Origin of the sequence: Legionella birminghamensis, from assembly GCF_900452515.1 — a bacterium.
Taxonomy (GTDB): domain Bacteria; phylum Pseudomonadota; class Gammaproteobacteria; order Legionellales; family Legionellaceae; genus Legionella_C; species Legionella_C birminghamensis.
On record NZ_UGNW01000001.1, the window covers coordinates 410,965 to 436,156 of the forward strand.

Genomic DNA, 25,192 nt, shown 5'->3' on the forward strand with positions numbered 1-25,192 from the left:
GTTGAGCGTGTATAAATACGCTCAGCCAGTAAAAAATGAATATTTAGAACAAAGCAATTTGATTGAAGTTGCCAAAAGAGGATCATAAATATGGCGGATGTAACGGTTATACAATTAGCTCAGGTCGTGGGTATCCCGGTTGAGAGCCTGTTAAACCAGTTGCAGGAGGCGGGGCTATCGTTTACTGATGGTACTCAAACTGTAAATGAAGATCAGAAGCGAATATTACTCAATCACTTAAAAACAAGCAGCCGTGGTGAATTGCGTGCAAGTCCAGAGCGTATAACGCTCAAACGCAAAAGCCTTACCAAGGTCACCGTGGGGCATGATATCCATAGCGGCAAAACCGTTAATGTCGAATTTAGAAAAAAGCATATTTATGTCAAGCGTTCTGCGCTGGAGCAGCAAGAGGCAGAAATTGACGAAGCACCAGTCGTAACTGAATCGGTTGAGCATGAGCCAGAAACCACGCAGGCAACCAATGCCCCTTTAGAAGCAGCAGTTGATGCTGTTATCAGTGAGGATGTGACTGCAGCTGCTGCCGAACCGGCAGTACAAGCCGAACCAGAATTGCTTGCTGAGCCAGAAATCGCAGAGACTGAAAAAGAATCCAGTTTTAAGGTAGAAACAGAGCTAAGCCCAATTCCCGAAACGCAGGTTGAATCTGCACCTAAAACACTTCCACAGCGTAATAATGACGAAAAGCTGGAAAAGCCAGCCAAAAAGCGTCACGTAGAAAAAGAAGAAATGGAGAGCGACAAAAGCGACTACAAGCGTGGTAAGAAGAAACCTAAATATCAGCAAATGTCTGACCGCGAGGATGACGAGGGCGGTGTTCGTTTCAAGCGCAGCAAGCCGAAAAAACGAAAGCCGAATGAAAAATCAGATAAATACAGGGAAGCGGAAGAAGCATTAACCCATGGTTTCGCGATGCCAACTGCACCGGTCGTTCGGGAGGTAGCAATACCTGAAACCATTACCGTTGGCGAGCTGGCTAAACGAATGTCAGTCAAAGTGGCTGAAGTAATAAAAGTCATGATGGGGCTTGGTGCAATGGCAACCATTAACCAGGTCATCGATCAGGATACTGCGCTTATTGTGGTTGAGGAAATGGGGCATAAAGCACGTATCCTGAAAGAAGATGCTATTGAACAAAATCTTGGTGATGCCCTGAGTAAGGGAAGCCATAGTGTAGAACGTGCACCTGTAGTAACTATTATGGGTCACGTAGACCACGGGAAGACATCTTTACTGGATTACATTCGCCGTACCAAAGTGGCTGCTGGTGAGGCGGGCGGGATCACGCAGCACATTGGCGCGTACCACGTTGCAACGCCAAAGGGTGAAATTACCTTCCTGGATACACCAGGACATGCGGCCTTTACTGCCATGCGTGCCCGCGGTGCGCAGGCGACTGATATCGTGGTGTTAATCGTTGCAGCCGATGACGGCGCCAAGCCGCAAACCATTGAGGCTATTCAACATGCCAAAGCCGCCAATGTGCCCATTATTGTTGCTGTCAACAAAATGGATAAGCCGGATGCGGATGCGGATCGGGTTATGAATGAACTATCAGCCTATGATGTGATTCCCGAAGCCTGGGGCGGCGATAACATGTTTGTAAAAATCTCTGCCAAGGCAGGGACAGGGATTGATGAATTGCTTGATGCCATCTTATTGCAGTCGGAAGTACTGGAGCTAACTGCCCCCACTGACGGTGCTGCGAAAGGTGTGGTTATTGAATCACGTCTTGATAAGGGACGCGGCCCCGTTGCAACGGTACTGGTCCAGAGCGGAACGCTGCATAAAGGTGATATTCTGCTTGCCGGTTTCCAATATGGCAGGGTCAGGGCATTGGTCAGCGATAATGGCTCTTTGGTCGACAGTGCCGGCCCCTCTATTCCGGTAGAGGTTTTAGGCTTATCAGCCATCCCGCATGCAGGCGATGAAGCTGTCGTGGTTCCTGATGAGAAAAGAGCGCGTGAAGTTGCTCTGTTCAGACAAGGCAAATTCCGTGATGTGAAATTAGCCAGACGTCAAAAATCCTCTCTTGAAGGGATTTTTGAAAATATGACGACGACTGAGGCCAAGGTATTGAATGTTGTCCTTAAAGCGGATGTTCAAGGCTCTGTTGAAGCTATTGCAGATGCGCTGGTCAAGCTTTCTACTGAAGAAGTAAAAGTAGAAATCATTGCCAATGGTGTAGGCGGTATTACAGAATCAGATGTGCATTTGGCTATCGCTTCAAATGCAATATTAATAGGTTTCAACGTGCGCGCAGACACAGGTGCCAAACGCCTAGCCGAGTTGGAAGGTGTGTCACTGAATTACTATAGTGTAATTTACGACATTGTTGATCAGGTCAAGGGCGCATTAACCGGTATGCTGGCACCGCAATTTAAAGAAGAAATCGTCGGTATCGCTGAAGTTCGCGATGTCTTCCGTTCACCCAAATTAGGTGCGATCGCTGGTTGTATGGTCATTGAAGGAACGGTTAAACGTAATAATCCAATCAGGGTATTGCGTAATAATGTGGTGATCTACGAGGGTACGCTTGAGTCACTTCGTCGTTTCAAAGATGACGTGGTTGAGGTCCGGCAGGGATTTGAGTGCGGTATCGGCGTTAAAAATTACAATGATGTGAAGCCAGGCGACCTGATAGAAGTGTTTGAAACCATTGAAATAAAACGTGATTTATGAGTAATTTCAAAAGAGTAGATCGTGTTGCAGAAATGCTGCAGCGGAAATTGTCACAACTGATACAGCAGGAGGTGAAAGATCCTCGTTTGCCTTCTTTTGTGACTGTTTCTGATGTTAAAGTCTCTCCCGATTTGGGCCATGCAAAAGTGTACTTTACGGTGTTGAATCATGATGTACAATTGACTGCCGAAATCCTGAATGCTGCAGCCAGTTATTTAAGAAGCGCCCTGGCGCGTTCCGTTAAATTGCGTACTGTTCCGCAGTTACATTTTGTTTATGACGAGTCCATCGAATATGGGCGTCGGCTAAGCAAGCTGATTGACGAAGTAAACCCTGCGGAGCCTGATGAAGAGACTTGATCTACCGCAGCCTGTGAACGGTATTCTCTTGCTTAATAAGCCACAGGGCTTGTCTTCAAATGCGGTTCTACAAAAAGCAAAGCGATTATTAAATGCCAAAAAAGCAGGGCATACGGGCAGCCTGGATCCATTGGCTACCGGTATGTTACCACTTTGCTTCGGTGAGGCGACGAAAGTTTGCCAGTATTTGCTGGATGCCGATAAGACGTACCAGGCCACAGGCCGTTTGGGTATAAAAACTGACAGCGGTGATTCCACCGGAAGTATTATAGCGGAGCTTTCTTGCCTACCGTCTATCAGTCAGATCGAATTACAAGCTGTAATAAGCCAATTCATTGGCTCAATTGAGCAAACACCCTCAATGTACTCCGCATTGAAATATCAGGGGCAGCCACTTTACAAATATGCTCGTCGGGGCCAGACAGTCGAAAGAAAGAAACGGACAATTGATATTTATTACATCAAGCTGCTGCATTTTGACGGCAGTGATTTTTCAATTGAAGTGAGTTGCAGTAAAGGAACCTATATACGCTCCCTGATTGAAGACATTGGTGAAATGTTAGGCGTTTATGCGCATATGACGCAATTACATCGTTTACATACGGCTGGTTTTAATCAAATGCCAATGTATAGTTTTGAGGAGTTGGCTAACCACGATGATTTGCAGCCACTGTTATTGCCTATGGAAAATGCGATTGCGCATTTGCCCTTAGTCGAATTAAATGATGAAGAGCTACAGCATCTGCGTCAGGGAAAAATTGTTCAACGAACTATTGATAATCATACCGGCTTGTCACGTCTTTACAGCAGTGATGGCCAATTCACAGGTATTGGCGAGCTACTTGAAAATGGCTGTCTGCAAGTTAAGCGATTGCTGGCATTTTAACCAACCCAAGCGTAGGCTGGGCTGTAAAGCCCAGCCTAGATATAAAAAAGCAAAAATAAAAATACGAAATTAGCAAAAAGAGTTGTTTTTGCATAAGTTTTTCACTAAAGTATAGCAATGCATTATCCAATACTTGTTTATTTTCTATTGTCTTGGTAGAATGCTCCCCTTTAATACCCACACTTAGCTTATATCCAGGAGTGAACAATGTCGCTAAGCAGCGAACAAAAAGTAGAAATCATCAATCAGTTTAAACGAGCTGACAATGACACAGGATCTCCAGAGGTTCAAGTCTCCCTGATTACTGGGCGTATCAAATACTTAACTGAACACTTTAAAGCAAACCGTAAAGATTTTCATTCAAAACGTGGCTTGCAAGCGTTAGTTAACAAAAGAAGAAAGCTCCTGAAATACTTAAAAGATAATGATTCAAATCGTTATCAGACTTTAATCCAAAGTCTTGGATTGAGAGATTCTTATTAATTCAGGGTTTCAATTAATGTCAGAGACTCTTTATATATTTGACCTAAATGAAAGGCGCAGTTTTCTGCGCCTTTTTTTTCATAATAATTAAACGAGGTAAAACACGTGTCCAAAATTACAAAAGAAATACGTTTTGGTGAGCATTGCCTGGTTTTGGAAACCGGTGAAATTGCCAGGCAAGCGGATGGCGCTGTATTGGCTAATCTGGCGGGTACACAGGTATTGGTGACAGTTGTCGGAAAAAAAGAAGGCGCTGAATCCAATAATTTTTTTCCAATGACAGTGAATTATCAGGAAAAAAGCTATGCTGCCGGCAAAATCCCTGGTGGTTTTAACAAAAGGGAAGGACGGCCCAGCGAGCATGAGACATTGACTTCGCGTTTGATGGACAGACCTTTGCGACCACTATTTCCAGAGGGCTTTTCCAACGAAGTTCAAATTATTGCCACCGTATTGTCGCTTAACCCCGATGCCCCTGCGGATATCGTTTCAATGATAGGCGCTTCCGCCGCTCTGGCTATCTCCGGCTTACCCTTTCAAGGTCCAATTGGTGCCGCACGAGTAGGCTATAAGGACGGTATATATTTGCTAAACCCTGGCTACAAGGCATTACAGGAATCGGATCTGGATTTGGTTGTAGCGGGCACTCAGGATGCTATCCTGATGGTGGAATCGGAGGCTAGCGAATTATCTGAAGAAATTATGTTAGGTGCAGTACTCTATGGCCATGAAATGATGCAATCCGTCATTCAAGGCATTAAGGAGTTAGCTAAAGAGGTCAACAAGACTCCTTGGAACTGGGCTATGAAACCCGCCAATGAAGAGTTGGCTCAGCGTGTAAACGAATTAGCAAGAGAAAGTATCACCGAAGCCTATTTGCTCAAGGATAAACAGCAACGCTATCAGCGGCTTGACGATATCAGGGCGATGCTCAATGAAAATATTGGCGGTGAGGCAAGCGAAATAACGCCTGCTCAAATCGGCGAAGCAATGAATGCTTTGGAAAAAGAGATTGTTCGTAATCGCATTCTTGATGGTGAGCCACGTATAGATGGACGTGATCAGCAGACAGTAAGACCGATTTCAATCCGCACCAAGTTCCTGGAAAGGGCGCATGGTTCTGTGTTGTTTACTCGGGGAGAAACGCAGGCAATTGTTGCTGCGACTTTGGGTAATGATCGTGATGCACAGATTCTGGATAGCTTGACTGGTGAATCCAGAGACCGCTTCATGCTGCACTATAACTTCCCTCCATACTCTGTTGGCGAAGTGGGTATGGTTGGCAGTCCGAAGCGTCGTGAAATTGGTCATGGCCGTTTGGCAAAGCGCAGCCTTATTGCAGTGCTCCCCAGCGCAAGCGAGTTTCCTTATGTTCTGCGGGTAGTATCTGATATTACGGAATCCAATGGCTCAAGCTCTATGGCAACCGTTTGTGGTACCAGCCTTGCCTTAATGGATGCTGGTGTACCCCTTAAAGCACCGGTTGCCGGGGTGGCAATGGGCTTAATTAAAGAAGGCGAGCGTTTTGCAGTGCTCACAGATATTCTTGGTGATGAAGATCATCTTGGGGATATGGATTTTAAAGTAGCTGGAACAGAAAAAGGTGTAACTGCCTTACAGATGGATATCAAGATTACCGGTATCACCAGGGAAATTATGGAGCAGGCGTTGGAACAGGCGAAAGCAGGCCGTCTTCACATTCTGGGTGTAATGAATAATGCCCTTTCAGAACATAGAGATGAGTTATCTCAGCATGCCCCACGTATTTGTACTATGAAGGTTGCAGAGGATAAAATCCGAACTGTTATTGGTAAAGGCGGTTCAACGATTAAAGGCTTGATTGAAAGCACTGGTGTTTCTATCGATATCGATGATGCAGGTGTCATTCAGCTATTCTCTCCTGATGCAATGGCTCTCGAAGAAGCGCAACGTCAGATTAAAGCCTTGGTTGCCGAGGTGGAAGTCGGACAAATTTACCGTGGTAAAGTAAGCAAAATTGTTGATTTTGGTGCCTTTATCAATCTGCTCCCTGGAAAAGACGGCTTATTGCATATATCTCAAATATGCAGCGACCGCTCCCAGAAAGTTGAATTTGTTCTCAGTGAGGGCCAGGAGATTGAAGTGCTGGTTGCCGGCATTGACAAGCAAGGCCGTATCAAACTGGAGTGGAAAGACAAGCCTGAGGCAGCACCTGCACCTGAAGCTGATTCAGCGGAGACTGAAACAGCGGATGCCGGTTCAGAGCAGCCCGCCGGCGAAGAAGAATAATATGCAGGCTGGGCTGTAAAGCCCAGCAATATCTATCTAAAGAAACCGTGCCAGGTATTTAACATCTTGCAGAAAAGATCGGCAGTTTTTTCAGCATCATAAATTGCTGAATGTGCTTCCTGCGTATTAAAGTCCAGGCCCGCTGCTCTGACTGCCTTAGCCAAAACAGTTTGCCCATAAAAAAGACCGGATAAGGTTGCTGTGTCAAAGCAGGTGAATGCATGAAAGGGGGATTTGATTCCAGTTCGCTCGACCGCTTCCTTGATGAATAATAAATCAAACCAGGCATTATGTCCTACAAGTACCGCACGTTGGCAATGATTTCTCTTCAGTGCCTGTTGAATGGGATTGAACAGATTGGAAAGCGCCTGCTTCTCCTCTATTGCGAATCGCAACGGTTGGAAAGGATCAACCTGAATAAACTCCAGTGATTTCTGATCAAGTTCGGAACCTTCGAAAGGAATGATATGCTCAAAATGAGTGGATTCACGGTGATAATGCCCGTTTTCATCACGATTGATAAGTACAATGCACACTTCAAGCAAAGCATTAAGTCTGGGATTGATCCCGGCGGTTTCCAAGTCTACAATGACCGGTAAAAACCCCCTGAACCGTTCTTTAAGTTGCTCCCCATAAGTTTCTACAAATTTAGACATCGACGCTCCAAGATAAAACCTCTCCCGCTGCCATTGGTACAATTTTATCTGTACCCAAAGCTAGAAAAGCGGGGATCGTTTGCGCTTTTTTAATTAAGTGTAATTGCCTGTTATTCCGCGGCAGCTTGTAAAAATCAGCGCCATATTGAGACAGAAACCCATTAAGTAATGGCAGTTTGCTTCCCTCATCAAAAAGTTTAGTATAAAACGGAACGGCATAAGGAGCGGAGTAAATCCCCGCACAGCCGCAGGCTGATTCTTTATTATGGAGTGCATGGGGGGCGCTGTCAGTACCGGCAAAGAATCGGGGGTTACCGCTGAAAGCTGCAGCCTGCAAGGCAAGTTGATCCTTGCGATGTTTAAGAATAGGCAGGCAATAATAATGCGGTTTAATACCGCCCGCCAGCAACTGATTTCGATTATAGAGTAAATGATGTGGGGTGATGGTTGCGGCGAGAGTTTGCGGGCCATCTTGAACAAATTCGACCGCTTTTGCTGTGGAAATATGCTCTAGGACAATACGAAGTTTTGGAAAATTGCTTAAAATTGGGGCCAGATAATTGATGATGAAATCCTCTTCGCGCTCAAAAATGTCACCTTCTACGGTTTCGCCGTGAATTTGCAGCACCAGATCTCTGTCCTGCATCACTTCAAGTAATGGATATAAACTACTGATTGATTTTGCACCCTGATCAGAGTTAGTCGTCGCCCCAGCGGGGTACAGTTTTGCACCAAGGATATAATCATACTGCCTGGCTTTATCCAATATACCAGGCGATACGCTCTCATTAAGATAGAAAGTCATCAGCGGATTAAAGTCAGCACTCTCTGACAAAGCGTCCATAATTCTCTGACGATAGGCAAGGACTGCTTCAAGTGTAGTCAGTGCTGGTTTTAAGTTGGGCATAACCAACGCTCGAGCAAAATGTTTGGCAGTTGCATTGACTGTGTCTTTTAATACAATACCGTCTCTAAAATGTACATGCCAATCGTCAGGCATTGTAATGGTGATAGTCTTCAAGATAAAGATTCTCTGAGAATTGCCGATAAAGAAGAATAACATGCTTTCGTGATGTGGATGAGCAAAAAATGACACAAGTACGATTTTTCGGCAGAATACCGCTTTGTCTGTTTTTATTAAGCCTGGTGAGTGCGCCAGCTTTTTCGGTTCCTCTGCATGTTGAGTACGTCAGCCCTCTGGGAACAGAGAACTGGAAAATGACGGGGAGTAAATTACGCTGCGGTCTATCATTAACCGTTCCAAATTTTGGGATAGCTTATTTTGAGCAGTATGCCGCGAGGCCTCCACATTTCATAATGACGAAATGGCAGCAGGTCGAGAGACCACTGCAAGCGACTTTTTTCGCAGGCCCGCCAATGTGGAAACCGCATGGTCCAATTTTTTTAATTTCTAAAACTGCAATAAGTCCAGGGAAATATGGCGTATTCTTGAAAAGGGAGCCTGCTCTCAAGGCGCTGACCTATTTGTCCCGGGGCTTCATAACGAAATTCCAGTACCACTCTGAAGAGGGATTTGCCGTATCGGTAATTCTGTCGCCAGTCAAATTTCAGGAACCCTATGCAAAATACCAGGAATGCCTGGGCAATCTTCTTGATTATACTTTTCAAAGTGTTGCGGTTACGGTTATCCTCTTCAATACCGATGAGGCAGAGTTGAGTGAAGCTGCGAAAAAACAGCTGGACAAGGTGGCCGAATACTTCCGTGCTGATGCCCAAATCAAAAAAATAGCAATTGCAGGATATGCCGACAGTACAGGACGAAAATCTTATAATAATGCTGTGTCAGAAGATAGGGCGGAGGCTGTTAGCCGCTATTTGAGCAGTAAAGGGATTGATAAACATGAGTTAACTGTGACCTGGTATGGAGCCACAAAACCCGCGGAATCCAATGATACAGAGGAAGGCCAGGCGGCTAACCGTCGTGTCGTTGTCAAATTAATCAAATAATCGACTTATTCATGACGCAGACAGAACTGCAGGCATAATGCATGTTTTTCCTGAAATTTTATATGCTCATGCCTTTTATTTTTCGCAGGGAATGAAATTAATCATTGTGTTCACTATAATGCCTTTTGTCGTGCGCTAAATAATTGCATTTAGGATGAATTTATTCCATTTGGTTTTTCTGGTAAACCATATCTTAAAAAATTAATTCTGACAATAAGTTGATTACGATGATTATTTTGAAATCACTTAGTAGAATTTGCTTAACAGTTTTTAAAAATTATATTGAAAATTAGATGAAATACTGTTGACTTTGCTAAATCCGCGCTTGATAATTTGCCCATGTACGTTCTCGGTTAGAGCGATGATTGCGTACTGTCGTCAACCTGATGGGTTTGACTGCAAAACGGGAAATTAATAATAAAAAAGTGGAGATGAAGCATGTTAAATTTGAAAAAAACAGCGGTAGCTGTTCTTGCTTTAGGTAGCAGTGCAGTATTTGCTGGAACCATGGGTCCTGTTTGCACCCCTGGCAATGTTACAGTTCCTTGCGAAAGAACAGCTTGGGACTTTGGTGTATCTGCTCTTTATCTTGAGCCTGTATACAGTGGCGATTTCGGTTACCACGGTGCATTTGTTGATCCATTCACTGGCAACTACCGTTTCAACGAAAATGATCCTGATTTCGATTGGGGCTTCAAAATCGAAGGTTCTTACCATTTCAGCACTGGAAATGATCTGACTGTTAACTGGTACCATTGGGACAATGATGATGATCGTGGTATCAACACTTACGATTATTTCCTGGATGCTAACGTACCTTATCACCTGAGCTGGGAACCTAAATGGGATGCTGTTAACGTTGAATTCGGTCAACACGTTGATTTCGGCGAATTCAAAAACATCCGTTTCCACGGTGGTGTTCAGTATGCTCGTATCGAACATGATCTGAGACTGCGTCCTTGGTACTATGATGGTGTAACAACTAACAGCCGTTTCGAAACTAAATTCAGTGGTTTCGGTCCTCGTGTTGGTGCTGACATGTCTTACGACTGGGGTAATGGATTTGCTATCTATGCAAATGGCGCTACTGCAATCCTGGTTGGTGACAGCGATTTCAGCAACGGTATTGTCGCTTCCAGCCTGGGCTACGCTCACGGTTCCAAAACTTCTATGGTTCCTGAGTTAGAAGCTAAACTGGGTGCTAAGTACACTTATGCAATGGCACAAGGTGACCTGACTCTGGATGCTGGTTGGATGTGGGTTAACTACTTCAACGTGAACCACGTTGGATATCCTGCTGCTGGCTTCCCAACTGTCAACGAAAGCGACTTCGCTCTGCACGGTCCTTACGTTGGTCTGAAATGGGTCGGTAACGTATAATAGCTGTACAGCTTTAGTAAAGCCCATCACTAGTGATGGGCTTTTTTTTACGAAATGGAGTGAATATGTTGAAAAAAACGACTTTGGCTGTGTTAGGCTTGACTGTAAGTACCATGGCTTCTGCAGGGATGTACTCTGAGCCTCCTGCACCTACCTGTACACCAGGTGATGTTACAGTTCCCTGTGAAGCGAAACAATGGGATTTGGGCATACAGGCGCTTTACCTGCAACCTATTTACAGCGCTCAACGCGGTTATGAACTGGGTGGAACCTTACTTAACAATTACTACAATGACGTTGATCCTGATTGGGGTTGGGGCTACCGCCTGGAGGGTTCCTATCATTTCAGTACTGGTAATGATATAACAGCAACCTGGATGCACTATGATGCGGACAGCAGGCTTGCTCCCTATTATGGTCCTTACTATGTGACTGCACTTGAAGACTTTCTTCCAGGAACATTCCGTCAGTATGTTGACAACCGCTTTGACCAGGTCAATCTGGTAATGGGGCAACATGTAGATTTCGGCCTGCTTAAAAATGCTCGTTTTTATGGCGGTTTACAGTATGCTGATATTCAGGTTGATTCAACTTATTACTATAATGTTCCATTAACAGTACAAGCGGGTACTTTTGGTGTCAGAACATTTAACAATACAGATTTCAATGGCGTAGGTCCGGTTATTGGTATTGATTACGCCTATGATGTAACTCCAAGCTTTAGCATCACTGCTAACACTGCGGGCTCTATTCTTTATGGTACTTCCAGAATTAACCGAGCTGATGTTTATAATGTTGGCCTGGTTGCCCTAAATGACTATGGCTCAAAACATAGCATTGTACCCAGCGTAGAGGCTAAACTGGGAGCTAACTATGCTTATCCGGTAGCGCAGGGAATGCTGAATATTCAAGGTGGATATCAGGTTGTTAACTATTTTAACGCCTTGCAAGATATTGAATTCCAATGCTGTACACGTACCGTGGCCTTTAGTGATTTTGGTCTTTATGGTCCATACTTCGGTCTTAAATGGGTTGGATAATTGACTAAAGACTCTCTGAAGTCTTTATGCTGAAAGCTTGCTGTCATTCCCGGTTCGCGGGAGTGACAGATTCATAAAATATGTTCTGTTCTCCTCCTTTCTTTCAAGATAAAAATTACACAATTGGCTGGCCAGCCAGGGTTCTGCAGGCTATAATCGTCCTCGCCTTTATGTGGAAGAAAAAAAAAATAAGTCAGGAGTACCCGTGAAACACAAAGCTTTAATCATTGCCCTGGCCGCAGTTTCAGTCCCGGTAATTGCAGCCGATAATGAACAATTACAACAACAAATCCTGCAATTACAACGTCAGACTCAAGAGCTGCAAAATCAGCTAAGCCAATTGCAAAAGCAATTAGTCGCTCAGTCATCGCTTAACAAGAATACTGTCCAAAGAGCAAAATCCGGCAATACAAAATCGGTTGTAAAACCAGTTAGGCTTACTCGAAAACCACCGCAAACAGCACAGCAAACGGCGCCCGCTCCAGTTACAAAATCAGCGCAGACAGGCGCAAGTACCACTTACCGATTCCACAGCGCACCTTTATCAATTCATACACCCGAAGGACACCCGGAGTCGATTGGTTTTTATCCAACCGCACTTTTGGCTGACAATCAGGTTGTTACTTATATAGCAGGAACCCCGGTTGTTACTTCACCCTATCTGGGTGATCGACCCGCATTTGATGGCTCTGATTATATCGTCAATATTTCCAGTATTAACCGTGATATCCGCCTGATGCAGCAGAGAAGACGCTTGTATGATGCTTATCAGCGTATTGGTTATCCTGTTCCGAATACCCCAATTATCGCGCTGAGCGGAAAGGCTGAACCGGTTGCCAGTTTCAGTCAGCCCTATGTTGGCCAGTCAAGCGGTGATTTAACGCTGGGATCCAGTGAGCTGGATGTGGCGGCGGCCTTGAATAGCTATGTCGAGGCATTTATCGGTATTGCTTATGATGAGAGTCCTCCTGATGTTGGTGGCCAACGTCTGGCAAACTCTGCCTTTGGTCTGAATCTTGGATTTGTTAACATCGGCAATCTGGATGAAAGCCCCTTTTACTTTACGGCTGGACAGCTTTATGCGCCTTTTGGCCGTTATTCCAGTTCAATGATTAGCTCGCCTATTACTCAGTCGATTACGCGAACGAAAACCAGGCCTTTTATTCTGGGTTATAAATCCCAGACGGATACAGGCCCATTTGCTGCAGTCTATGGATTCAAATCGGATACGACGCTCGGCCATTCGGCAGTTGGTGGTGTTAATCTCGGCTATATCTTTAAACATGGAGATGCGTCGGGTGAAGTGGGCGGCGGATTGATTGGTTCTATCGCCGATGCACAGGGCTTGCAGAGCACTGGATCTGCGCCTCTGACAACGTTTGGAGGATTCGCTTCTCCCACCAATGGTAATGAAGCGGTATCAAAACGCCAGGGCTTGAATATTCACGGTAACGTCAGTTTTGATCGATATAGCCTGACCGCTGAATGGGTAGGTGCAAGCAGGGCATTTCGTACACAGGATCTGAGCTTTAACGGGTATGGCGCCAAACCCCAGGGAGCTCAACTGGAAGGAGCGGTGACATTTATGGCATTTGATAAGCCAGCCTCAGTTGCGCTTGGATATCAATGGTCTCAGGAAACACTTGCGCTCAACTTACCCAAGAGCCGTATCGCAGGTGTGTTTAATATTTCGATATGGAAGGATACTGTCGAAAGCCTTGAATACCGCCACGACAAGGATTTTCCTGTCAGTGATTTCGCAAATGGTGCCGCGGCCCCTGGTCTATCGAACTCCAATACAATCGGTACAGGAAAGTCAGCGGATTCTGTCATTGCGCAGATTGGCGTGTATTTTTAGTTTAATTTTACACATCCTTAGCACTTTTTGTTGGGCAATAACCGACCAGCTATATATACTATAAGTAGTAAGTTGGGGGTTTTGATGGATTATGCGAACCACTCCGCTCGTGTTCTTCGCGTACATCAGACAGAGGGAATTGTTCAAATTTACCGAAGCACGAACCAGCTGAGTGCAAATGAAAATTTTATTATAATCGAAAATGATATAATTGATACGTCGCTAGGAAGCCTAATCATTGAAACAAATGATCATCAGTTATTAAGACTGTTGAAGGGGTTCCGCTTTAAATTAACGAGTTTGTTATTTGACGCGATAGAATCGAATTCCCCGCAATTATATCAATTAATTTCCATGTACGATCAGAATCAGATGGCTAACATGGAATATAATCGCAGTAACCAGTATTACCTGGCTCTGCTTGCTGTTGCCATCGTTTCCTCGGTTACAGGGTATGTTGCCTATAAAGAATGGAATGACTGGTTCCCCGCTGCCGAAGGAGAGGAGCCAGGCTTTAGCTTCTTTAATTTGTCCTTTCTCTATGAACTTTTTAAAACCCTGGTCAGCCGCCTTGAGTTAATGGGCGACAGTAATGATTTTGCCAGCCAATCGCTGCTGGTTCCCTTAGGCGACCACTTCCAGGACGCCCTTTTAGCTGAATATAAACCGCGCGGAAAATCAATAGAAACCTCCACTTTGAGCGATACTTCAAATAACGACCAGTCACAGGATATTGATAACTCGAAGTTCACTCCAACTCCCCCTGGTAATCCGAATGATCCCGGCGTAATTGTCTATGATCCTAAAGAGCCAGGCAATTTATCAGTGGATGGCCAACTGGCATTGCGCAGTAGCGGTAGCGGTTATTCGATGAATCTCATCGGAAGAACGACTAACATTGAGCCAGGTTCGACAGTGATTGTTACGATTACTGACAGCCAGGGTAATCAGGTGCGCAGTCTTATTCCCGTCACTACAGGCGGCAGTTATAGCTTGAATGGCATTGATTTATCGGGCTTAATTGACGGCACCTTAACTATTAATGCTACCGTTGTAGACGGATTAGGACAGATTGTCGCTGCTAATGATCAACTTGTATTGGATGCAATCGCAGGCGCTCTCAAGATTAATTTAACTACTCAGCAAAATCAAAGCATTGTTGGAATTGGCGGTACATCGGCCGATATCCTATCTGGTCGTGTTTTGGATGCCTGGATTGTGGACAAACACGGACATACAGTTAATGCCAAAGTCGTTATTAATCCTGACGGCAGTTTTAGCCTGGCCAATGTTAATGCCTCCAGCCTGACTGACGGAAAGATTACTGTTTCTATTGCCGGAGTTGATAATAACGGGCAAATTCTGCAGGCAACAGGCCAGGCTGAATTTGATGCTGTCCCAGGCTCGGTGACGGCGCAGGTTGTCACATTGACCCATTCCCCTTTAATTGATATCAATGGACAAACCACCGATATTCCTGCAGGCAGTATTCTGAATGTCACTATAAGCGATAATCACGGAAACGAAATTCATACAACTGCTGTAGTCGGCAGTGACGGGCATTTTCAGACTAATCAGTTTGATGCCTCCTCATTAATTGATGGTCATATTGTGCTGGAAGTCACTGGAACAGATAACAATGGCGTCATCAGAACGGCCAACGTCCCCGCTGAGCTGGATGCCTTGCAGGGCGCATTAACCACGGAGTTGACTACCTATCCCCATTCACCCTTAGTCGACATAAGCGGGCAAAGTGTGGATGTTTATCCAGGAAGCGTCCTGACCATTACTATTAGCGATAGCCATGGCAATCAAGTATCAAGCACGACAACGGTCAATAGTGATGGATCTTTCCAACTTAACCAGCTTGATGTGTCTGCCTTGGTGGATGGCAATGTGACTATTCAGGTGACAGGCACAGACAATAATGGCAATAGCCTTGTTGCCAGCGATACTACAGAGCTCGATGCATTGGTTAGCTCTATCAGCGCACAACTAGTAACGGTGAGCCACTCTCCACTTGTCGATATCAGTGGGCAGACTACAGACATATATCCCGGAACGGTATTAACCGTCATTGTGCAGGATACGCATGGACACCAGGTGTCCACTACGGCTGTTGTTGCGAGTGACGGCTCATTTAATCTCAATCAACTAGATGTTTCATCCCTTACCGATGGGACTATTTCGGTACAGGTGACAGGCATTGACAATAATGGTGATCCGTTGACGGGGGGGCAGACAGCAAGCCTTGATGCGGTGGCCAGTTCGCTTACAGCCGATCTGGTTACCAGTAATTATTCCCCCTTTATCGATATTAGCGGGCATGCCGTTGATTTTTCATCCAGCACCATCAATTTTATTCTCAGTGATGCGGGAGGCAATCAGATTTCAGGGGTTGCTGCCTTGGATAGCAATGGCATGTTTCATATCAGCCAGCTCAATGCATCCAGTCTTAGCGATGGGCTTTTATCATTGCAGGTATTTGGCCAGGATAACAATGGCAATGCGCTTAGCGCACAGGATACGTCCATTTTCAATGCGGTTGACTCGCCGGCCGTGCTTAACATAACAAATCAATCGATTGAGTTTTACCGGGATGCCCAGGGTTTGCAATTGACGGATGCTCAGGCAGCCCAGTATCTCCTGTCACAGAAATTAAGCGGCAGCGGCGGGCAAACGATTACTGTGCCGGAACATGGGGTTGATTTGTCTAATACCATAATCAACACTCCCGTCCAGATAACGGTTAATTTTATAACCGAGGGATCTGCTAATAACAATATGGTGGGTTATTACATTTTTGATAGTAATGGCCAGATCATTTCGGATAAAGTGGGGTTTATGTGGCTGGCAACAGATACTCCCGACGGCAGTTCCCTGCATAATATTCGCTTTGGTATTTCTCAGTCAGGCACTTATACAATTTCGGATACCCTGCAGCCCGGCCAGGGAATTGGTTTTTTTGTAGTGGCTAATGGTTCCGCCCTTGCTGCCAACGCCAATTTAATTCAGGGAAATTATTCCAGCCTGGCTGATCTCAATAATGATGTGACTATTGAAAATGGTCAGGTAAAAATTAATGGCACCGTTGTTAGCGGAGATGTTTTCTTTTCACATGACAATAGCCTTAATGCGGACTCAGCTATCAACAGTGATGCGCATGCAATTGGCGGTATCACTTTTAATAACACCGGAAACATGGCTGATTATGCCGGACTTCTGCTCATTGGTTTTGAGGACTTATTCGGTGCTGGCGACAGCGACTACAACGATTTAGTATTCAGCGTCAATATCGGCACTAATATCAACCAGCTCACCACGACCTCGGCCTCAGGCATTAATACCTTGACTGACATTGACAGCGCAGGGATTACCAGCGTTGAAATCAGTACCAGCGGATTTTTGGCGGGTGATCTGCTGCAGTTTAATGGAACACTGCCTGGTGTAACAGTTGGAACAAACAGTATTATCATAACTTATCAAAACCAGAACTACCAGATTGATATCACCCAGATCAATGATGGCAACCCTTATCATCTGCTTTTTTCAGGTCATGGCGGAGCGGTGCCTGTCGATGTGTTTGAGTTATTGCTTCAGGCGATAACTTTTGTGCCAGTAGCCTCCGAGACTAGCGGCGGCACGCGATCCATTCATTTTGCGATCACTGATGATGGCGGCGCGGTTGGCCATAACCAAATTGATTATACCGTAAGCATTGAAGATCTGGGTTTCAGCGGCCTGATGGCAACCCAGGATGTATCCAGTTTGAGTGCCGGAAATGAGGTGGTATATGTCACCGATGACCTGAGTCATTTGGGGATTATGTCTGGTACTTCTGGAATGGATACCATTCAATTTGATCAATTAAATATGGGCTTGAATGCCTCCGAGCTTAAAGACCATTTCATATCCAACTGGGAAATCATCGATATGAGCGGGAAGGGGAATAATAACCTGCAACTTGATTTCGAAGCGGTTCATCAATTGATTCAGAATAATCAACTTAATTTTGAATTGAGCAGCGGCGATCATGTTAATGTGCTAAAAATTATCGCTGATGGAAAGCAGTCAGCTGCCAGCACTGATTTTGACAGTATCAGTCTGGAAAGCGCGCATGTGACTCAGATTAATGATCCGAACCTTGCCAGCAATGAGCAATTGTTCAAATTAACCAACGCGCAGGATCAATCCGTTTATGTACAGACTGTCAGTATGACTGAACATTTGCCGCAGGTGCATGCAACGGAAGTCACGACCTGATCATCCGCCTGAAAATGGTTTCTTAAATAAGGATTCTTCATCAGGGTTATCCCCGTTTATTTCCTCTTGGTCCTTAAGAAGGGAATTGAAATCTTCCTCCCGTGTTGTTTGAGTTTCAGACGTGCTGAAGAAAAATGTTTTCCCGGAAAGCTTGCGGCCTACACCCACAAAAACGCCGCCAAAAAGAGAGGTTAGCATCATCACTACGTCAGCAATAAAGCGGCGGGTGGAATGACGGGCCTGGAATTCTTTTTTAGCGTATTCCTGCATGGCATTAGCCTGATCAGTAATGGGTTGGCCAGATAATCTTATCTTAAGTGCCTCCTCATAAAATCGGTCAAGCGAGTTTGAGTATTCGGAACCGTATTTATTCCCGCTATTTCTTAATATCCTCTCATCATGAAATTTTTTGAGAATCAACAGGTCATTGATTAGATGTGGTTTTAATGAAGGAAGGGACTGTTTAACAGCATCCCATAATCGCTTATCCTGAAGCACGTGCTCCCTGAACTCTTTCAGCCATGGCGAACCAGCCAGGTCAGGGCTTGCAAATATTTTTTCGAGGACAGGGTCAATCTCATTGACCGGAGTAGACTGCGAAATAACCTGATCATCCAGAAGCACCGTATAATATTTTTCTCTTGCTACTAAATCATCATAGTCCGCTTTATACTGCTCTTTTTTTGCTTCATCGAGATGCGGATATTTATCTAAAAGTTGCGCTGAAATGGCAAGGAATCGCTTAACATCGGATTCTCCCTGTAGAGCCTCATCGTAGAGTTTTTTAAAATCCATTAATTTGACCGCTTTTTCATAACTGGGCCGATAAACTGTTTTGTCATCCTCTGATAATGCCTGAAAGGCGGTTTCTAAAGCATGTAGATTGTCTGCATTATTTTCTGTTTCGAAGGCGGACAATTTGCCCTGATAGGCGCTAATTAGATTTTGCCGGTCGTTGATGCTGCTCGCTTTTTTGTAGCTCTCCTGATGTTTTGATTGGTAAATTTCGTTGAGTTCCTGATAGCATTGTTCTAAAGATATGAAATTTAAGCTTGTAGATTCTTCCTCATATTGTTTAACAGAGAGGAGATACGTTTTTTCCAATAGAAGTTGTCGCAAGCCCTCCTCTGCTGCTTCCAGAGTTTCCTTTTTACTTTCCTGGATATCAGACGGCAAAACCGCATACTGGGATTTTAATAGCTCCAGGGAAGACTGATTGGGGTCTTTATTAAAGGCCTCCAGCGTTTCTTCATAATCAATTTCCTGTTGATGCAGGCTAAGCAAATGATCATCGGCTTCCTGTAACAACCGCATTGCTTCACCCTTGAGATTAGTATCCAGCGCTTTGAGCTGCTCGAACATTATCTGGCGATCTTCCTGTTTTTTAATATATGTTTCAGCCAGATTAAATTGCTTGTAAGTATTGATAAACAGGTAGAACTTATGCAATTCAGCTGTTTTAGTGGCTGGATTATCTGCACGTCCCATAAATTTGCCACTTGAAAGTGCCTCTTCCACTTTTGAGTAAAGCTCATTGTCACTGACAATATCAGTAAGCAAGGCGCTTACCTCCCAGGCATTCAATTCTTCCAGGCAAATGGTGGCCAGCTGATCAGCGGACATCATTTTTAGTTCTTGTTTTGGTATGGGGTAAAAAAACTCGCTGCTATATTGCCCGCTGTTGGTTTTCTGAGGGGGCATTTGCTTAAGAAAGCGCTCAAGTTTTTCATTATGATATAAAAAATTTTTAATTGATTTTTGAAAGCCTAATACAGTATTTTCATCGGGGGGGATGGAGGAAAGCTGTGCCCGCTGTATGATTTGTAATGTATTGAGGATGATCTGTCCTTCGGTGACGGCATTCTGGCATAAAGCCCAATACGAGTCTGGATTGGCTGCCACATACCTGGCGATGGGGTTTTCATAGGGAGAGATTCTATGGGTAGCAAATACGCCTTGGGGGTTTTTCTCATCCACAAACTTATAGCTATACGACATACGCCGCATTAAAGTCGCCTCACGATATTGATAAATATAGGCGTGCCCGCGCACAGACTTGGGGGCAAGAGAGCCGTCAGCGAAGGGGGAAAATATATTCTGTGATGGGTTGTTGTTTCCCCAGAGATTTAATAACTCTCCCTGCTGCGCCCAAAAATCAATATAGCGGTTAAGCTGATTGACTACAGCTGTCATGTCAATTTGAGAAAAATCATCCTTGGCAGTCCATTCAGTAAATGCTTTGACGAGAACAGGAAAGGGCTCTTCCCAAATCGTGGGACCCATTTCATGAGGAATAAAGATGCTCTCATGGACACTGGTCGGTTGTTTCAAAAATAATTTCCTGGCTTTATCCTTAAAGTTGTCCTCAGGGGCTTGTAAGCTTTTCATAACTTGTAAACGATTGTCCATCACTGCTGCAAAGGCCTCAGCGACCTTTCTCATACTGCTTTCATCACCCAGGCGAAGCGTTTTGAAGCTTTCAATAAAGGTGTAATCGGATAAGTCAGCAAGTATTACTTGTTCCTCAGGATCAGTCTCATCCAATTGATGCTGCACTTCCAGTTCGAACTTGTCACTGCTTCGCTGTGCTTTTGGGGAATCAGGGGAGGCTTGCCGTCCCGGCTTTTTTTGTTTGAATAAATCAGGCGGTATTTGTTTTAAGGCAGAATAAACAATCTCCGCGAAAGACTCCGATTCAAGCCGCGTATCCAACTGGATGGCTTTTTGCTTCATTGCTTCGTATATGCCAGGAATGTACTTGTAGTTTAAAAAATAAGCTTTTGTGACCCGTTTATGGTTTATACTGCCGAGCGATTCATAACCGTAAATAATATTATTCGTGTTTTCATCTCTGGCATAATTGCGAAAAGCGGCACCCCAGTCGATTTTCCCATATTGATAGATGGTTCTACCGGCATGGTTGCGGGTAAGGCGCACCATATTGGCGCTATGCACACTGTAATCGCCAAGCAACATTGACAGCATCAGTGAGGTTGAAAGTCCAAAAGAGTTTTTTACATCCAATAGTGACATATAATAGGCAGGACCGTCTGCTGCTTCGAGCCGCGGATTGCGGTCAGAACCATCCCGAAACCCAGTATTTATTATCTTAAAAAGAAGTTCAAAATCGATTTTAGGCTGAATAAGCGCATAAGAACCATCAGACATTTGAATGACATCAGCACAAATCAGCGAATCCGTATATTGCGAATCAATCAGGGAACGCTTTAGCATTTCTTTTAAGATAAGACCGGCCAGTAATTCAGTAAATAGCTCCTTTTTATCTTCCGGTTGTTTAATAAAATACTCTTTACCCGTTTTAGTATCTTTATAAAAGCCGCCGACTTTGTTTTTGCCGCCTTTTTTATCGTCAATCTTTTCGAGGTGTAATTCAGCAAAAATGTACATTTGTTTTACTTTTAGCGAAATAATTTTAATTTTAGCTGATTTAACCTAGGGATACCTTAAGGAAAAATTAATGCGGTAGTGAATCTTGTGATGATCGGTGCTGTATCGACGGCAGTTACCGGTATCTGAAAAAGGCATATACTAAAGAAAGTAGATAAATGGAGGCTCAAAATGAATAAAATACTGTCAGTCCTTCTGTTAGGTATGAGCTGTTATGCCCAGGCTGAACCCTTGGCTGTTCCTGATGCCAATAGGAATTTACTGCCATCCCCTTTCCCGGTATACGTCATTGAGGGACAGGCGGTTATTAACCATCCTTATCCAGGGGCGCTCAAAGTGGAGTTGCCAACTGATAATAGTTACACAGGGCAGCCAGGGTGTTATATTGCCTGCTATTCGCATACCGCCGGCGCTTATGCCGTTTCTCCAGACATTAGCGTTGTCGGCCAGATCCGGGTCCCGGGTTCTTATGCCAGTCGTATTTGCCAACCCTCTGGGTTTGAAAATAAAGATATTAGTAAAGAGGGACAGTTCAAACAGCTTTGCAGCAGTAAAATCCCGGCATGTAAAGGCGGTTGCTGGGCTGGTGGTGATACGGGTGGCTGGTTTGGCATTCAGTGATTTGCCTGTGTTGACGGACTCGTATTTTCCTGGACAAAACGCAGAAAGGCAATCAGTTCATTTAATGCCTGAAGGGACAAATCTCCCGGGGTAAATGCATATTTCTTCGGGCTAATGACCGGGCGGATAGAGCGTGGATCACGGATAAAGCGGCGTAATTCATCCTCGCTAAAATAGTTCAACGGATTTGGATTGTTCAGATCGTGAGCCATATGCGAGCTGCCGGTACCATTCAATGCATGACAAACATTGCATTTTAGCTATGAATACGCGGGCTCCCGCGAGTTCTTGTGCATTCATCTTTGCGGCTGATAAAGTGGCCTCCAGAGGCTGTTGGGCAACAATCTCCATGCCGTGCACCCCATACACTGATTCTGAAAAACGCTTGCCAAGTAAAACCAGATAAAAAGGACCGGCAGATCGATCCGAATTAATAATTAAAGGCCAGGGATATTGAGGATCCTCTGCTATAAGGAATGCCGGTATCTTGTTGCTGGCACAAGGATAAAAATCGTTAATGCTAAAATAGGCGATATAGTCGTCTTTTGCGGTCACTTTTAAATAATTTTCTGGATTGAAGGACAGACCTTGCAGTAATTTGCACAAAGGAACCCCTTTCAGGGATAGGGCCTGGTTGGGATAAGCGGGCAGGGTTATCTGTCCCATATCTACAAGTGCCGGGTGTTTGATTATGTCTTTTTGCTCAAAATGAATACCATTTCCGGGTGTAGAAATGGTCAGCATATCTGCCTGTATAGAATGAAAAGGACAGCATAGAAAAAATAATAAAAGAAGGCAGTTAACGCCAGACCACCAGCCGCCAGTAGTATTTGTGTTCATCTCTTAAGATTATCCTTTCTGCCGTAATTAAACCTAATAAGCAGTAATATCCAACCCAGCAGTACCTTGGAATGGGTGTATATTGCAAGCCATTGTAAACCATTAACAGGGTAGCTGCTAAGGCTAATATCCATGGCATATATACGGCGTATTTCAGGCTGATGTACCAATAGAGTGAAACCAGAATGCCTCCGAACAATAATCCACCCAGTACATCATAGAAATTATGATAGCCATAATGGATGAGTCCTGCGCCGATGGCTGAGAGAATGCCCGCAACCAGAAGCCGGAGTGATAACCGGGGAGTATGCCAGGCCAGCCAGAGATAGAAAACGGTCGATAATTGCATATGGCCGCTTGGAAAAGCGTAGCCCTTACCGAGCCAGGCTGCCAGGGGTACCTTAAATGTCCCTTTCAAAGCAACATTCACCACAATATCAAAGGCGGTCAGACAGGCTGTCTGAAAAAACAGGGGTCTATTAATGAGTAAAAAACCAGCCAGTGCAATGATAAATAGGACATTGAACTGGCTAAAGGACAAAAAGATATCTGCTAAGGAATCATGCAGCATGGTCAAACCTATTGAGTTACATCAAGTGATTTTTTTTTTGCTCCGCTTGCAGGGGCTGGGCTCTGCATTTTAGTTTCAGTCTCCGGTTTTGGCTTGTGGTTTTGCAACACATAAGTACCAGGGGCATCAGTAATTGCTTTGAACGCCAATTTCGCCATATCGGGCGCTGCAACCAATTCGCCAGATTCTTTTTGTAACCATTTGAGCCATTCAGGCCACCAGGAACCGGCATGTTCGGTCGCTTGCTGCAGCCATTCTTCCGCAGTTGCCGGGGCTTTAGGATTAGTATAATAACTGTATTTCTGGTTTTGCGGCGGATTAACGATACCAGCAATATGTCCTGAGCCTCCCAGCAGGAATTGCTTTTTACCTTTCATGTGCTGGAATCCGGTATAAGTGGTTTGCCAGGGCGCAATATGATCTTTTTTGGTAGAAACAAAAAAGGTTGGAATATCAATCTGGCTAACATCAAGCGGGGTGTGGTTTAGTTTAATTTTGCCCGGTTTAATCAAATCATTATGCAGGTACATCCAGCGCAAATACTGGGAATGCATTTTCGCCGGCATGTTTGTGGCATCAGCATTCCAGTACAAAATATCAAACGGCACCGGATTTTGCCCGCGTAAATAATTTTTAATAAAAAATGACCAAATCAAGTCATTGGCGCGCAAAGAATTAAAGGTACTCGCCATAAACCGTCCATCAAGGAAGCCCTTCAGATTCATTTCTTCTTCCAGGCGTTTGATCTGATGTTCATCAATGAAGACGGAAATATCGCCGGGATCACTAAAATCAATCATTGAGGCAAGGAACGTGGCACTGCGAACCGGATCTTGCTGATGGGCTTTTAAATAAGCCAACATACAAGCCAGCAAAGTACCGCCAATGCAAAAACCCAGAGTATTTACCTGTTTGACCTGAAGCTGTTTTTTCATGACTTCAATAGCCGCCATTGGCCCATCTTGCAGATAGTCAAACAGCCCCTTGTCCGCATAACTTGCATCCGGGTTAATCCAGGAAATAACAAAGACAGTAATGCCCTGGCTGACAAGCCAGCCAATGAAGGAGTTATCCTTACTTAAATCAAGAATGTAGTATTTATTGATCCACGGTGGAATAATCAGCAGGGGAATGGAGTACACTTTTTCAGTGGCCGGTTTAAACTGGATAAGTTCCATCATTTCATTGCGGAACACAACCTTCCCGGGGGTAGTTGCAATGTTTTCTCCAATTTTGAAGGCATTCATATCGGTCATCTGGATAATTAAGCGCGAAGACCCTGATTCCAAATCAGTCAGCAGATTTTGCAGGCCGCGTAATAAATTTTTGCCATGGCTTTGGATAGTTTCTGCCATTAATTGTGGATTGGTGGCCACGAAGTTGGCTGGCGACAGGGCATCAAGAAACTGCCGGGTAAAAAATTGAACCCGCCGGGCCAACTGCTTGTCTCCATAGTCCATATGTTCCAGCAATGAATTCATATGTTCGCTGGCAAGCAGATAATGCTGGCTTAAAAGGTTGAAGAATGGGTTGTTCACCCATTCCTCGCCGCTAAAACGTTTGTCTTCGATAGGCATTGGCTTGCCTTCAAGCCAGGAAGTAAACTGTGCCTGGGCCAGGCTCATTGCGTCCTGCCAATAGGCCAGTTGCATGTGCCAGACTTGTTCGGGATTTTTTAATAAACTAACGACTAAGGATTGAAAATCATTGGTTAAATCAATGTATTGATTAATCACCATGGGTAAAGCAGCCGGTTGATTTTTCAACTGGCTGATCATCTGTAAACTTTTTTCGGCAACCGATTTCATCAAATCGCCAAGTTCTGTGTCCTGAGTCATCCCTACTCCTAATTAAGCCTAATTTAATAATTTAGATTAGCAAATAATGCTTA

The 25,192-nt window shown here is 44.5% G+C and carries 16 protein-coding genes and 3 pseudogenes; 12 read left to right on the top strand and 7 right to left on the bottom strand.

The genetic code is table 11. The features are described 5' to 3' along the window. Positions 1 to 90 precede the first annotated feature (90 nt). The 6 genes and pseudogenes from DYH42_RS16905 to pnp all read left to right on the top strand — a co-directional run. Positions 91 to 445, top strand: a pseudogene (locus tag DYH42_RS16905) (translation initiation factor IF-2 associated domain-containing protein); the annotation flags it as partial. A 257-nt stretch (positions 446 to 702) separates the two neighbouring features. Further along, positions 703 to 2,700: pseudogene (gene infB, locus DYH42_RS01765) on the top strand (translation initiation factor IF-2); the annotation flags it as partial. Next, a complete protein-coding gene (gene rbfA / locus DYH42_RS01770) occupies positions 2,697 to 3,059 on the top strand; it encodes a 30S ribosome-binding factor RbfA (protein ID WP_058523318.1) in 363 nt (120 codons plus the stop codon). The pseudogene infB and the gene rbfA, both read left to right, overlap by 4 nt. Then, the gene (gene truB, locus DYH42_RS01775; RefSeq protein WP_058523319.1) at positions 3,046 to 3,945 is read left to right on the top strand and encodes a tRNA pseudouridine(55) synthase TruB; all 900 of its coding nucleotides are present in this window, start codon (positions 3,046 to 3,048) and stop codon (positions 3,943 to 3,945) included. The genes rbfA and truB overlap by 14 nt, the downstream gene beginning before the upstream one ends. A 207-nt stretch (positions 3,946 to 4,152) precedes the next feature. Beyond that, the gene (rpsO, locus tag DYH42_RS01780) at positions 4,153 to 4,428 is read left to right on the top strand and encodes a 30S ribosomal protein S15 (RefSeq protein ID WP_058523320.1); all 276 of its coding nucleotides are present in this window, start codon (positions 4,153 to 4,155) and stop codon (positions 4,426 to 4,428) included. A gap of 105 nt (positions 4,429 to 4,533) precedes the next feature. After that, positions 4,534 to 6,619, top strand: a pseudogene (gene pnp, locus DYH42_RS01785) (polyribonucleotide nucleotidyltransferase); the annotation flags it as partial. 109 nt (positions 6,620 to 6,728) lie between these two features. On the opposite strand, the gene rnt reads toward pnp, so the two are convergent. Together rnt and pyrC are read right to left on the bottom strand one after the other, a co-directional pair. Next, positions 6,729 to 7,352, bottom strand: a complete 624-nt coding sequence (gene rnt / locus DYH42_RS01790) for a ribonuclease T (RefSeq protein ID WP_058523322.1) — start codon at positions 7,350 to 7,352, stop codon at positions 6,729 to 6,731. Then, complete coding sequence (gene pyrC / locus DYH42_RS01795) at positions 7,345 to 8,373, bottom strand: dihydroorotase (RefSeq protein ID WP_172464981.1); 1,029 nt, start codon at positions 8,371 to 8,373, stop codon at positions 7,345 to 7,347. The genes rnt and pyrC overlap by 8 nt, the downstream gene beginning before the upstream one ends. A 68-nt stretch (positions 8,374 to 8,441) precedes the next feature. Here pyrC and DYH42_RS01800 point away from each other — a divergent pair, with 68 nt between their 5' ends. The 5 genes from DYH42_RS01800 to DYH42_RS01820 all read left to right on the top strand — a co-directional run bounded on the left by DYH42_RS01800 (position 8,442) and on the right by DYH42_RS01820 (position 17,861). After that, a complete protein-coding gene (locus DYH42_RS01800; protein ID WP_058523323.1) occupies positions 8,442 to 9,320 on the top strand; it encodes a flagellar protein MotY in 879 nt (292 codons plus the stop codon). A 438-nt stretch (positions 9,321 to 9,758) separates the two neighbouring features. Continuing rightward, positions 9,759 to 10,700: an Lpg1974 family pore-forming outer membrane protein gene (locus DYH42_RS01805; protein WP_058523324.1), complete on the top strand. Its 942-nt coding sequence runs from the start codon at positions 9,759 to 9,761 to the stop codon at positions 10,698 to 10,700. Between the two features lie 65 nt (positions 10,701 to 10,765). Then, complete coding sequence (locus tag DYH42_RS01810) at positions 10,766 to 11,740, top strand: Lpg1974 family pore-forming outer membrane protein (protein ID WP_058523325.1); 975 nt, start codon at positions 10,766 to 10,768, stop codon at positions 11,738 to 11,740. Positions 11,741 to 11,945: 205 nt separating this feature from the next. Next, positions 11,946 to 13,598 (top strand): LbtU family siderophore porin, encoded by a 1,653-nt coding sequence (locus tag DYH42_RS01815; RefSeq protein WP_058523326.1) that lies wholly within the window; start codon positions 11,946 to 11,948, stop codon positions 13,596 to 13,598. A gap of 84 nt (positions 13,599 to 13,682) precedes the next feature. After that, complete coding sequence (locus tag DYH42_RS01820; RefSeq protein ID WP_058523327.1) at positions 13,683 to 17,861, top strand: beta strand repeat-containing protein; 4,179 nt, start codon at positions 13,683 to 13,685, stop codon at positions 17,859 to 17,861. Here DYH42_RS01820 and DYH42_RS01825 read toward each other — a convergent pair whose 3' ends face one another. After that, positions 17,862 to 21,269 carry a LepB GTPase-activating domain-containing protein gene (locus tag DYH42_RS01825; protein ID WP_058523328.1) on the bottom strand — a complete coding sequence of 1,136 codons (3,408 nt, stop codon included), beginning with the start codon at positions 21,267 to 21,269 and terminating at the stop codon, positions 17,862 to 17,864. Positions 21,270 to 21,473: 204 nt separating this feature from the next. Between DYH42_RS01825 and DYH42_RS01830 the strand changes: the two genes are divergently transcribed. Then, entirely contained in the window at positions 21,474 to 21,890 is a 417-nt protein-coding gene (locus DYH42_RS01830; RefSeq protein WP_420324121.1) for a hypothetical protein, read from the top strand. Here the strand turns inward: DYH42_RS01830 and DYH42_RS01835 are convergent. Genes DYH42_RS01835 through DYH42_RS01850 form a run of 4 tightly spaced genes read right to left on the bottom strand, consistent with a single transcriptional unit; the run spans position 21,884 to position 25,139 of the window. Next, a complete protein-coding gene (locus DYH42_RS01835) occupies positions 21,884 to 22,102 on the bottom strand; it encodes a hypothetical protein (protein WP_131792974.1) in 219 nt (72 codons plus the stop codon). The two genes, DYH42_RS01830 and DYH42_RS01835, sit on opposite strands and share 7 nt — an antisense overlap. Continuing rightward, positions 22,059 to 22,730 carry a hypothetical protein gene (locus tag DYH42_RS01840; RefSeq protein ID WP_115316909.1) on the bottom strand — a complete coding sequence of 224 codons (672 nt, stop codon included), beginning with the start codon at positions 22,728 to 22,730 and terminating at the stop codon, positions 22,059 to 22,061. Before DYH42_RS01840 ends, DYH42_RS01835 begins: the two co-directional genes overlap by 44 nt. Beyond that, positions 22,690 to 23,301, bottom strand: coding sequence for a phosphatase PAP2 family protein (locus DYH42_RS01845; RefSeq protein ID WP_058523332.1), 612 nt, complete (start codon positions 23,299 to 23,301; stop codon positions 22,690 to 22,692). Before DYH42_RS01845 ends, DYH42_RS01840 begins: the two co-directional genes overlap by 41 nt. Positions 23,302 to 23,309: 8 nt before the next feature. After that, positions 23,310 to 25,139 (bottom strand): PHA/PHB synthase family protein, encoded by a 1,830-nt coding sequence (locus tag DYH42_RS01850; protein ID WP_083503096.1) that lies wholly within the window; start codon positions 25,137 to 25,139, stop codon positions 23,310 to 23,312. Positions 25,140 to 25,192 lie beyond the last annotated feature (53 nt).